Source organism: Paenibacillus sp. P4_A7, assembly GCF_056402455.1.
Genome location: NZ_JBFUHJ010000137.1, coordinates 1 through 12,701, shown reverse-complemented (window position 1 = coordinate 12,701; position 12,701 = coordinate 1). Strand labels below are relative to the sequence as shown.

9 protein-coding genes are annotated in these 12,701 nt (G+C 47.4%); all 9 read left to right on the top strand.

Annotation, left to right across the window (positions count from 1 at the left end; translation table 11 throughout):
• Window positions 1-323 precede the first annotated feature (323 nt).
• Window positions 324-854, top strand: a complete 531-nt coding sequence (locus tag AC1DWN_RS17205; RefSeq protein ID WP_477560129.1) for an HD domain-containing protein — start codon at window positions 324-326, stop codon at window positions 852-854.
• Window positions 855-1,269: 415 nt separating this feature from the next.
• Window positions 1,270-1,893 carry a hypothetical protein gene (locus AC1DWN_RS17200; protein ID WP_477560128.1) on the top strand — a complete coding sequence of 208 codons (624 nt, stop codon included), beginning with the start codon at window positions 1,270-1,272 and terminating at the stop codon, window positions 1,891-1,893.
• A gap of 357 nt (window positions 1,894-2,250) precedes the next feature.
• On the top strand, window positions 2,251-4,020 hold the full coding sequence (locus tag AC1DWN_RS17195; RefSeq protein ID WP_477560127.1) for a cache domain-containing sensor histidine kinase: 1,770 nt from the start codon (window positions 2,251-2,253) through the stop codon (window positions 4,018-4,020).
• 9 nt (window positions 4,021-4,029) lie between these two features.
• Window positions 4,030-5,634 (top strand): response regulator, encoded by a 1,605-nt coding sequence (locus AC1DWN_RS17190; RefSeq protein WP_477560126.1) that lies wholly within the window; start codon window positions 4,030-4,032, stop codon window positions 5,632-5,634.
• Window positions 5,635-5,829: 195 nt separating this feature from the next.
• Window positions 5,830-6,771, top strand: a complete 942-nt coding sequence (locus AC1DWN_RS17185) for an ABC transporter permease (protein ID WP_477560125.1) — start codon at window positions 5,830-5,832, stop codon at window positions 6,769-6,771.
• A 24-nt stretch (window positions 6,772-6,795) separates the two neighbouring features.
• Window positions 6,796-7,704, top strand: coding sequence for a carbohydrate ABC transporter permease (locus AC1DWN_RS17180; protein ID WP_477560124.1), 909 nt, complete (start codon window positions 6,796-6,798; stop codon window positions 7,702-7,704).
• 142 nt (window positions 7,705-7,846) lie between these two features.
• Complete coding sequence (locus AC1DWN_RS17175; protein ID WP_477560123.1) at window positions 7,847-9,643, top strand: extracellular solute-binding protein; 1,797 nt, start codon at window positions 7,847-7,849, stop codon at window positions 9,641-9,643.
• Window positions 9,644-9,681: 38 nt separating this feature from the next.
• Complete coding sequence (locus AC1DWN_RS17170) at window positions 9,682-12,024, top strand: discoidin domain-containing protein (RefSeq protein WP_477560122.1); 2,343 nt, start codon at window positions 9,682-9,684, stop codon at window positions 12,022-12,024.
• Window positions 12,025-12,373: 349 nt separating this feature from the next.
• Window positions 12,374-12,701: reverse transcriptase domain-containing protein (locus tag AC1DWN_RS17165; protein WP_477560121.1), on the top strand; the 328-nt coding region annotated here is incomplete at its 3' end.

Sequence of the window (12,701 nt, the reverse complement as noted above, 5' to 3'; positions counted from 1 at the left end):
TGCATCTGCTGGGCAATGTCGATCCCGACAACTAAATGCTGAGCAGTAATTTTTTCAATGAGCTGATTTTGTCTCGCTTGCGATTTAAACTTCATAATAGAGCGTCCTCCTGGATGATGGAATTTTTAGGGCTATGACCCGTTGCGTACTTCCATCGTACCGAGGCGCTCGTTTTTTTGCAAAGCGGAAATTTAACGCTCTACAGGAATGCTAACGGGCAGTTTAATATGAAAGTTGTGGACACAACATTAAAAATATAAAAGGCTTTTTTCTGCATATGGAGAATTAGGAAGTAGTTCAGTAAGTTAAGAGAGGTGTAGAATTTGGATACATTACTTGAATTCGTCAATCCTTATTACAAAGAAAAGGACATCATGCACAACATTTCTCATATAGAACGCTTTTATAAGTCTGCGCAGAAATTGGTTGCCCTTTATCCCCCTGAAATGGTGGATATGGAATTGGTGAAGTACGGGTGTTACTTTCATGGCATGATTCATGTTGCGGAACAAGAAATCAAAAATTATTTAATAAATAACGGTATTAGGCAGGAGAGAATTGAACGGATTCTTGAGGTATCCATAGAATCCCATGCAAACGAGATTCCTGAAACTTTTGAAGGAAAACTTCTTCATGATGCACACCTAATTGAAGGTGGGAAGACGTTTCTTATTGTCAAATCATTATGCACTGGTTCTGCAAGAGGGCAAACTATTGAGGAGACAATCAAGATAATCGAGGAAAGGATTTTGGGGAAGCGGAAGTGTTATCTACCAGAAGCAATTAGTATTCATGAAGAAATGGAACAGTTTTCAAGGGAATTCTTGAACGATTTAAAGCTCGGATTAAGCTAACGGGTAACGTTAGTTCAATCAAGACACAAAGGCAACCGACCAATACGATCGGTTGCCCTTTACTTCTTTACGGGAGCGAACGATGAAAATCCCGCCGAAGAAACCCCCACCTTAATAACGACAAGCAAAGGCTGCTTGCAGATCGATCCGGCAGCCTTTGCTCAGTTAACTGTCGGATGACAAGAACATTGTCCGATAAATAGCCGCGGAAAGCGCGGCTTTTTTAATTAATCGGATAACTTTCTTGTCAAAACTTTGTGACAAGAAAGTTATCCGATTGCCGAATTAGGCCATGAAAGTTATCCGATTGCTGATGAATATGTTTTTTTATTCAACTAACGACTAACGAGCATCGTGGAAATCCAGATCACCATAAATTGGATTAACCCTTTGACGAGGTGATTGATGTGGAGGAATGAGTACGTTTAAACGAATATGTCGATGGGTAAACTATCCAAAATTAAAACTGGATGGTGCTATATTCATGAACCGACTTCTTTTAATTTATGTACTAATTTGCAACTTGTTCACACCCCCTATATATGCATCCGGTATTGAACCAAAAAATGATGTTCCTCAATTTGAGGAGCCTTATTTCGAAAATGGCTACACATCGGTCGGAGATGCATTAAAGAAGTGTGAAATGCTTCATCATAGAGAAATAAAAATGCCAATTAAATTACCCCCAATTGCATTTACTCATCATTTAGGTAGATGTGTAAATGACAAGGAAAATATTAATGATGAACTTCAAATAGAATACCTTCATGAAGAAAAAGGCATGAATCATTACAATATTGATGTAAGACCAATTGAGCAGAAATTGAACTATGGAAAACTAAGAAATATAACACAATATAAACTGAATGACGGGAATCAAGCACTTTTCTTTACTACTCAAAGCCATAAGTCAATGTATGGATTCAACATTCTGGTGTTTGAAAAAAACGGTTGGCAATACCGTGTTTCAGTAGATACTCGAGTAGAGAGCAAAGTAACATTGAATACACTTCTTCGCATAGCGGAATCTGTTAAATGAATGATTTCACGAAGCTGCCGGTGCGACTGGCAGTTTCATTATCTTTGATTTTCGGATGACAAGAACATTGTCCGATAAATAACCGAGTAAAACGAGGCTATTTATCTTTCTTATCGAACGCTAAGTATGACAGCAAGAATGTAGTGCAATATCACGAAAATCGATTTCCACTAAAAAGTAAGAAAACGATCCCGCAAAATAATAAATTGGAGTACAAGTCAGATGGCTATCCGTTGTGACAAATTTCATATAAGATGAAAAGACAATGTCAATGGAAGCGCTCGCAACGAGGTAAGAGGCATCAAGGCATCCTTTAATAAGCTTAAGGAGATGATTTCGATTCAATTGGACAAGCATATGGTGACAACCACGGGAGTATTTCACGGCATTCATAGGCGCTGGAGAAACATCGGACTGCTTCAGAGATTGCTCATCAAATGCTTCGTTTTTTTAATTTTTCCGGTATTAACAGTGGGGATCCTCTTATTTTCGACTACGCTTCCTTTGGCACAAAATGAAGGCCGCGATTCCTTGGTAAGCATGGTTAATCAATTGAATGAAAACGTACAGTTCAGGATTACCGGATACCAGAATATCTTGGCGCAGCTCTCTTTCGATCCTAGGCTTGCCGCCGCGCTGACGCAAGAGTATACCGATGCGTCGGATATGGTGGACAGCCTTCAAAGTATCAATTCTCTGATGGAAAGGGTGAGCACCTATTTCCCGATGAGAAGGATCAGTATTTATCAGGATAACCCCACCTTGCCCGAAGACCTTGGAAGCGTATTCAAGCTGGAGAGAGCGTACAAGGAGCCATGGTACGAAGCGATGGCGAATTCGCCCGGCCAAAGTTTCTATTGGTATGTCGACGTTCGAACGCCGGGAGACCCCAACCTGCATGTCAGCGTCTGGCTTAAAGATTATCTGGAAGATAAAAATTATGGCCTTATCAAATTCGAAATTTCCAGTAGAACCGTTTTTGGGCAAATCACGAACCCCTTGCAGGACAAACACGGCGAGATTATGTTGCTGGACCAAAACCGACGAGTGTTGTCCGTTTCGCGCAATGTGGAGGCGGGGGCTATAGCGGAGGAAAAGCCCTATCTGGATACCGTATATCGCAATAATAACGGCTGGATGTTTACGAAAATCGACGGAAAGCAAAGTCTTGTCGTGTATCAGACGAACAAGCTCGGCTGGAGATTAATTGCGGTCGTCAGCCAGGAAGAGTTATGGCATAAAATTCGATTAATCAGAAATATCGCAATTATCGTAAGCTTATTGTTCGTCGTACTTTCCCTATCCGTGCTTACCCACTTCGGGATCAATGTGACCGGTCGGCTCAAACGCTTGTTAAAAAGCATTCGCGAGGTGCGTAACGGGAACTTCGGGATGCAGGTCCATATCCGCGAGAATGATGAACTGGCCGCCGTGGAAAACGAATTCAACTCCATGTCCAAGCAGCTTGACCTGACAGTGAAAGATCTAGCCGATACCCGATCCTGGGCTGAACAGGAGGAGCTTCGTTTGCTGCAGGCGCAGATTAATCCCCATTTTCTGTACAATACGCTAGCGCTGGTGAAATATATGGCCATGGATATCGGATCCGAAGCGATATACAAGGTCATCGATGCCATGTCTCGTTTTTTCAGGCTTTCCCTAAACCGCGGCAAGGATATGATGACACTCAAAGACGAGCTTGAGCACGTCCGGGCCTATCTCGAAATACATCAGATTAGGTATCCGAATAAAGTACAGATCCGGTACGAGATAGATAGCGATATCCTGAACTATGAAATCATTAAGATGACGCTTCAGCCTATTGTAGAAAATACGCTGACTCACGCATTCGTGCACACATCCGGCCGTGGCAGCCTGACGATTAAAGCCGGACGAACGGATGAATCGCTTTCTCTGCAAGTGATCGACGACGGATGCGGGATGACTAGCGAAGCGATTGCCGAACTGCTGAACGAATCTAACGGAAGCAAGGAACGGCGAGGCTTTGGCTTGGGGAACGTCAACGATCGTCTCAAGAAGCATTATGGTGAGCACTATGGTTTGAACATAACTAGCATCATCGAATCAGGGACTACCGTGGAAGTCCTGATTCCAATGAGAGGGTGAGGGTTCTTTATGATAAAGGTACTGATTGTAGATGATGAGGAAGGCCAGAGAAGCGGGCTTATTAGGCATGTCGACTGGAACGCGTACGAGATGGTCGTCACGGGGGAGGCCGAGAGCGCTCGGCAGGCATTGGAACTCGCCGCGGACACCCCTCCTGATCTGATGATATCGGATATCCGCATGCCTGGTGCGGACGGGCTCGAACTGTGCAGATCCATGCGGGAACTTAACCATGAACTTCGGATCATCATGGTATCGGGGTATGAGGAATTCGAGTATGCCAAGACCGCGATTGATATCGGCATCGAGGCCTACCTAGTCAAACCGATTGATTTTTCGCAGCTCGCCGAAGTTCTTGACCAGGTTAAACATTCTTTTTTCAGTCATTTGCAAAAACAAGAGGAGGATTCGCAGCTGCGCGAAAAGCTCAGGGAGTTTCTTCCTTTTGCGCGGCAAAATTTTCTGCACGAGTTGATCTATGGGCATGCCGGAACCGAAGAGGATATTATCAAGCGTTCCCGATACTTGCAAATGTTCGAAATGGCCGTATCCCATGCCGTCCTTATTGTTAACAGAGACACCGGCGAACGATTGCCAAGCGCCATTGAAGAGAATAGGGAACTCGAACATTTGAAAATAAGAAAAATAGCCCAACATGCGTTAGGCGACATTATGGAAGAAGTCCATACCTCCCGCGGCGATACGATTCTTATTGTACGATTCCCTGTCCAGTCGAGCCCGAATCGAATTCTTGAACAACGACTGGAGAGATTCCATCCGGAGGTAGAGAGCGAGCTGGGCTGCAAAATCAATATCGGCATCGGTCCTGCTGTCGAGTCGCTGCAAGAGATCGTGGATAGCTTCCGTCTCGCGCAAAGAGCGATACACCAGAGACTGCTGATCGGATCGGGGCAGATCATCTATTGGTATGACATCGGCGAGAAGAAGATATGGCCCGGATCCGGCGTCGAGATCGAAAGATCGGTCAAGGATATTCTGACAAGCCTACAGCAAGGAGACGGCGGCAGTATCGACGAAAAGTTCCAGTTGATCATACGCAAATTAATCGAATCCGACTCCATCACCGAAACGGAGATCGGGTGCATCTGCATGGAGCTTGTCAGCAGCGCGATCCGTATCATCGGCGAGATGGGCGAATCGCTTCGACAAGATTTCGATTCCGAAAAGGAGCTGTGGAAGCGTCTGCTTAGCTGCAACGGAACTCTTCAGATGCTGCAGGAGACTAAGAAAATCCTCATCCAATTTTGCGATCAGGTAACCAAACGTAAAAATAGCAGGCACAGATCGATTATACAGATCGTGCTCGAATACATCGGTGAACATTACAGCGAGGATATCTCGCTGCATGATGCTGCCGAAAAAGTATACCTCAGCCCGAGCTATCTCGGGACCCTCCTTCGGGCCGAATTAAAGCAATCCTTTACGGAGTACCTGACCAGGCTTCGGATCGAAAAGGCGAAGGAGCTGCTGAAAGATCCGCAATTCAAGCTCTACGAAATTTCGGAGCACGTAGGCTATCAGAATCCAGCCTATTTCAGCAATATTTTCAAACGATACACGGGATTATCGCCCAAAGATTTCCGCAATTCCTAGTCAAGGGCAACGATCGGCTTCTCGGCCAAATTGATGAAATCGTATAATAAATCATGCGGTTCGTATATTGCCCGGGTTGCAACAGGAAAACTATAATGAAACTGAAGTCGAAAACAAGCGATGTTGTAAGCGCTTTTTTTAAAAAGCGATATCAGGCTCTAAATCCGGGCCGTCGCATGAGCAGGAGGTATTCAGGTGGGCACAGGCACTGAAACGGTGGGGCTTAAAAGCGGTAGAACCTCTTTCGTTAGAATGAAAAGCATGATTCCGTTGTATTTGTTTATTTTACCTGGAGTGATTATTGTCGTTCTCTTTAACTACATCCCCATGCTAGGTCTGCAATTGGCGTTCAAAGACTACAATCTGGGTACGAGCATGTGGGCCAGTCCTTGGATTGGACTGGATCATTTTCGGGAATTCATGGCCAGCAGCGATTTCTGGGAGGCAACCGCGAACACCTTTTTGTTGACGATGTTGAGGCTGCTTTTTACCTTTCCCGCCCCGATTATCCTGGCCATTCTGATCAATGAAATTCGCAATGTGGCGTTTAAACGTACGGTACAGTCGATCAGTTACTTGCCTCACTTCATTTCATGGGTGGTCGTGTTCGGTTTTCTGGATGCCTTGCTCTCTATACAGGGCGGCGCAGTGAATTCCGTCATTCAAAGCTTCGGCATAGACCCGATCCCTTTTATGGGTTCGGAAACCTGGTTCCGGCCTATGTTCTTGATCAGYAGTATCTGGAAAGAAGTGGGATGGGGATCGATCCTTTATCTGGCGGCCATAACGGCCATCAATCCCGAATTATATGAGGCTGCGAGTATGGACGGAGCGGGGAGATTCAAGCAGATGAGATATGTAACACTCCCAGCGTTGGTTCCCATTATATCGATCATGATGGTGCTTTCCATCCCAGGCCTGCTGAGCATAGGGATCGATCAGATCTACCCGATGATCAACGCTGCAAATATGGGGGTTGCCGAAGTCATCGATACCTATGTATTGAGGCTCGGCATCGGACAGGCGCAGTATTCGATGACAACCGCCATTGGAATGGTGACCGGCATTCTGTCTACCCTTCTGCTACTTGTTTGCAATACGGCATCGAAACGGTTAGGCGGAGAAGGGATCTGGTAATCCAATGAGGCGAGGAGTCAACTTATGAGAATCAGGTTAAGCCAAGGAGAAAAAGTCACCCGATGGATTGAATCCGTATTTTTCATCCTTTTATCGTTCTTGTTCATCTATCCGTTCTGGTACATTCTCGTTCTTTCCTTCAACGAAGGAATGGATGCGAGCAAGGGGGGCATTTACTGGTGGCCTCGGGAATTTACGCTCGGCAACTATGTAGTCGTTCTGACGGATCCGGCGATTTATAAGGCCTTTACGATTTCCGTGCTGCGCACCGTCATTGGAACGGCAGGATCGATGCTGGTTACCGCGATGGTCGCATACGGATTGTCGCGCAAGGAGCTGCCCGGCAGGAAAACGTTGGTGATGATCTTCTTTATTCCGATGCTTTTCGGGGGTGGGCTCATTCCATACTACCTGCAATTAATAAACCTGAAGCTGATTAACAACTTCTGGGTGTATATCATTCCAAGTCTATTTAATATCTGGAACATGATCGTGATGAAGACTTCATTTAAAAGCAATCTTTCCGAAAGCATTATCGAATCGGCAAGAATCGATGGCGCCGGATACAGCAGAATTTTCTTCGCGATCGTATTGCCTCTGTCCGTTCCGTTAATGGCATCCTTAAGCCTCTTTACGGCAGTCGGACATTGGAACGACTGGTTTACCGGCGCGTTTTACGTAAACAACCCTGATCTCCAGCCTCTTCAGACATATCTTCAGAAAATAATGAGCGATATCAATGCCATTAACATGATCAATAGTACTCAGATGGAAACTAAAAATATCCTAGGCATGTATAACCTAAATGCCATTACGACAAGATCGGTCAAGATGGCCACCATTATGCTCTCTACGTTGCCTATCTTATTTATTTATCCTTTCGTTCAGAAGTTTTTCGTCAAAGGCGTCATGATTGGATCCATTAAGGAATGAAGAGTCAAAAGGTATGATGCGGCCGGCTTAATCCTTGGTTCGTTCCCAGCAAGGGCCCTGCGAAGGTTCCGACCGGGATTATGGCTTATCCGTTAATCATAATGTTCAACGAGCAGTAAAACTATGTATAGGGGGACAGTCCATGAAGCGAGTATTATCAGTTGTTCTCGGGTCCTTGATATCCATTTCTCTCATTCTATCTGCATGCAGCGGCAATGGAAGCGACAATACGAACTCCGCCAAAGAAACGGATGCCCAAAGCTCTCCGGCGACATCCTCGGCGGAAACGAAGTCCAAACCCACGGAAGGCTCCAAGCATTTTTCTCTCTATTATCCCGGGATGACTACCCCAATTAATCTGGATGGACCGGGAACCAAGGAGATTATGCAGAAGTCGGGAATCGTCTGGGATAAAGTGGAAGTCGGCAATGGCAGCGATGTCGCGCAGCAGGTGAATCTGAAGCTTGCGAGCGGCAGCCTTGCGGATGCGATTACTTTAAGCGCCAGCAGCGAAATCTGGGCGCGGTTAATCAAAGCGGAAAAGCTGATTCCTTTGGACAAATACTTTGAGGATCCCGTAAATTATCCGAATCTTGCGAAAATAGACAAACGAATTATCGATTTCTGGAGAGTCAGCGATGGACATATCTATTTCGTTCCGACCGGATACGAAGCGATTATGGAAGAACCTTCGGCATGGAACGGAAAAGCGGATGGGCTGTGGATTCGTCAGGATCTTCTTCAAACCGCAGGAATGACGAATGATGAGATCAAAACGCTTGAAGGCCTGGAAACCTTTCTCGGAAAAATCAAAGGGATGACGGACGATAAAGGCCGTAAAATCATTCCCTTATCCATTGGCGGTCAAAATTTTCCGTATGCAAGTATGATAACGGCCATGTTCGGCACGGCGAAATGGAATGAGCAATCGGACGGGACATTGCTTCCGGATTATCGGATGCCGGGATTCAAGCAGGCTTGGCAATGGCTCAATAAGATGTACAAAGAAGGCATTTTGGATGCGGAGACCACTTACCATAAGGACGATCTTTATAACGAAAAACTGAATAGCTTGCGCTACGGGGCCTTATTTACCGGCGGATGGGGTGCTCCGAATCCGTTCGTATTGCAGGAAAATAAACTCCCGACGACAACAACGTATGCGGATTTGGAGAAGAACGGATTCCCGGCAGAATGGTACAGCATGACGGAGCTGCCGCAAGTCCCGGAAATTAAGCCGACACCGTATCTTTACCTCTCTCCTTTCGGCGGCAACGGAACCGGCGTAACTATCGAAAGCGACAATCCCGATCTCTTGCTTAAGGCGCTGGATTGGATGCAGACGGAAGAAGCATACCGAATCATGGAATGGGGACCGGAATCCCTTGGAGCTCATAGCGTCAAGGATGGCGCAGCCGTGCAGCACGATGATGTGTTCATGAGCGATAAGTTCTGGGGTGGAACGAATCCAATGAAAAACGTCACGGATATCGGCTTCTGGTGGTGGAAAAACATCGCAAGCGTAAGTTCAACCCATATCTTGGTGCTTGAACCGCCATTCCCTGTTCAGAATGCGGAAATGTACAAAGCCGAACAACTCAATTGGGAGCAGGGTTTCATTACGCCGAATCCGGTATGGAACAACTTAATTCCGATCATCGGCGGAAATATTGAAAAGTATACGCCTATTCAAAACGACATTCGGCTTAAATATTTCGCCAAGATGATGATGGCGAAGTCGGACAATGATTTTAATGCGGCTTATGATCATTTCCTAGACGAAATGAAAGTACGGGGTCACGACAACGAGACGATCGAGGAATTCAACAAGCAATATAAAGATTACGCCAACACGCCTGCAGGCAAGATTGAATGGAAGATTAGCAAAACGATTCCTCGCAATGTATACGGCAAGGAACCGGTAGTCGTGGGCAAGTAAACGTCAAAGCGGGATTTAACGACAAAGGAGAATGACAGATGACTGCAGCGATTCAATCAGGAACCGGCGCCAGCCTGACCATTCGGCTTGACGGCCGCGAGGAAGGACTTGCCTTCGGCGGGATCGGCGCCGTAAGCGCCGGCGGATCTTCCCGTTTACTAATCGATTACCCGGAGCCCTGTCGCAGCGAGATATTGGATTATTTGTTCAAGCCGGGATTCGGAGCGTCGTTCGCTTATTTGAAGACGGAGATCGGCGGGGACGGCAACACGACTTGCGGCTCCGAGCCGAGCTTCGCCAGAACGAGAGACGAGATGTCCCATCCCAATTATAATCGGGGCTACGAGTATTGGCTGATGAGCGAGGCCAGAAGAAGAAACCCCGCCATCGAATTGGATGCGCTGGAATGGTGCATGCCGGGCTGGTTCGCCGACAACAAGCCGTGGACGCAGGATAATGCGGATTACATCGTCGCGTTCATCAAAGGCGCGCAAAGCTGGGGCCTCGAGATGAACTATATCGGCGGTTGCTGGAACGAGAGAAACTACGACAGGGACTGGGTCGTCAACAACTTGAGACCGACTCTCGACCGGAATGGACTGTCGCATATCCGCATCGTTGCCCTCGAGGGAGGGCACCCGGGCTGGGCGTTCTGCGACGATTTGATCGACGATCTCGAATTCCGCGATACGCTATCCGCCGTGAGCGTTCACTATGCGGACAGCTATATGCGAAGCCCCAAGGATGATTCGGATCTGGCCGGACCGAATGCCAGGAATTGCGGTGTTCCCTTATGGTCGGGCGAAGACTTCTCGTTAAGCRGCAAGCCGTGGAGCAATGCGTTGTACATGGCCAAGAGCGTATTGCGCTGCTATATCCGGCAACGGATCGTGAAGGTCAACATGTGGTGCCCGATCGCCTCGATGCCGGACAATGCGTGTTTCTGCAACGTCGGTCTGATGAAAGCGACCGAGCCCTGGTCGGGTTATTATGAAGTATGGCCGGCCATATGGGCGGCGGCGCATTTCAATCAATTCGTTCAACCCGGATGGAAGTACCTGGACGGCGGTTGCGGATTGCTGCCGGGCGACGGCGCCTATTGCACTTTCAAGAAGCCGGACGACAGCGGACATTATAGTATCGTAATCGTGAACGGGGATGCGGCGCAGAGCATTACGTTCCACTTATCCCATCTAAGCGTAGGTACACTGCATGTATGGAAATCGGATGGAACGGACCAAATGGCGAAGCGGTACGAGGTGACGCCCATCGACGGGACTTTTACGTTGGAGTTGGATGCGGACAGCATCTATACGCTGACAACGACAACCGGCCAGATGAAGGGCTCGCATGAGGTGCCCGTCCGCACTCCATTTCCGGCGGTGTACTCCGACGATTTCGAGAGCTACAGCCTGAACCAGGCGCCTCTGTCGCCGAAATACTTCTATGATAATTCCGGAGCGTTCGAGATTTGCGAATCGCCGGGCGAAGGAAAAGTCGTCCGGCAAATGCTGAACAACGACATCATTCATTGGATTCCGGACGCGTGCGCGTTCACCTTCGTCGCTCAAGGCACGGAATGGGAAGACGGGGAGATCGCATCCAACGTATTCGTCGAGGAACAGGCGTTCAACGGGATCGGTTATGCGGGTATCATTGCAAGAGGCTCTTACGAGAAAAAAGCGCAAGCGGACATCCCGATCGGGTACAGATTGAATATTTACAAAGACGGTACGTGGAAGTTGCTTACCAAAACGAAAGAGCTTGCCGGCGGGCCGATCGATGCCGATCAGTGGCATCATCTAAGGCTGGCATGCGATCGGAACAGAATCCTCGCTTATATCGATGGCAGCTTGGTTGCCGACATTGTCGATTCGACCTATGCGCTAGGCGCCGTGGGATATAACTCGGGCTGGAACAGAGCCAAATTCGATCAGTTGTACATCCAATACCGTCCTGTCGAAGTGCTGTTGGTTTCGGAGTGGAAAGCCTCGGTTGCGTCAAGCGAGGCGGCCGGGAGGGAAGCCTACAACGCGTTCGACGGCAATACGCTCTCGAAGTGGAGCGCGAACGGAGCCGAGTTGCCGCAATGGTTGGGGGTCGATTTGGGAAGGCCGTATCCGGTCAAGCGATGCGAGACGTTCATGGGGCTTGCGGGCCAACCGTATTCCTATCTCATCGAGCACTCCGTAGACCAAAGGCATTGGAAGGTGTTCGCGGACAGAAGCAGCAGCGGCCAGGTTGCCGCAAGTCCTTGTTATGTCGACGTAAACGAGGCAATGGCGAGATACTTGCGGATTACGATACTTGGGACGCCCGAAGGCGAAGAAGCTAGCGTGTATGCGTTCAAAGTGTACGCCGCGATCGAAGGGGAACGATAGTAAGGGTAGGCAGAAATGCGCGCATCACCTGGCATTGCCTCCGTATTTTTTCCGGGGGCATGTTTTTTTAGTCGCAGAAACTAATCAAACAAAAGGGGCTGTCCCAAAAGTCATTTAAATGACTGAGGGCAGCCCTGTTTTCAAAATTGTAAAACAAAAAGAAGCCTTTCCTTGGTAAAATGGAAGTGTCGAGCAACCATTCAAAGGAGGGCTTCTTTTGTACATTCAATATACCATGGATCAACTTTGTCTATTTCATTCTTTGATTTGTTATTGATCAATCACTAACTCGAGTTCACCTTATCAAATAGTTATTTATTGATCAATAACTATATTGGAAATTTTTCATTTGAAGGAGACTCTCTTTGCCTCCCTTACGTTTCTTTTAATCATGGCTGCGGGTGTACAGGAAGAGGGGCGCCTGGAGCCAACGGARGAAGGAACCCCGCAGGGATCGATTATTTCACCACTGCTCGCTAACATTTATCTCCACTACGTACTCGATCTATGGTTTGAGAAAAGGATAAAGGGGCAGAGCCACGGGAAAGCATTCATGGTGCGATATGCAGATGATTTTGTTTGCTGCTTTCAATACGAGACAGATGCGAAAGARTTCTATGAGGCACTTATCCAACGGTTAAAAGAGTTCAACCTGAGCATTGCGCCTGAGCATTGCG

Coding starts and splice junctions, on each gene's coding strand:
- AC1DWN_RS17200 (WP_477560128.1), top strand. CDS start 1,270: ATGAGTACGTTTAAACGAATATGTCGATGGGTAAACTATCCAAAATTA.
- AC1DWN_RS17195 (WP_477560127.1), top strand. CDS start 2,251: ATGGTGACAACCACGGGAGTATTTCACGGCATTCATAGGCGCTGGAGA.
- AC1DWN_RS17190 (WP_477560126.1), top strand. CDS start 4,030: ATGATAAAGGTACTGATTGTAGATGATGAGGAAGGCCAGAGAAGCGGG.
- AC1DWN_RS17180 (WP_477560124.1), top strand. CDS start 6,796: ATGAGAATCAGGTTAAGCCAAGGAGAAAAAGTCACCCGATGGATTGAA.
- AC1DWN_RS17175 (WP_477560123.1), top strand. CDS start 7,847: ATGAAGCGAGTATTATCAGTTGTTCTCGGGTCCTTGATATCCATTTCT.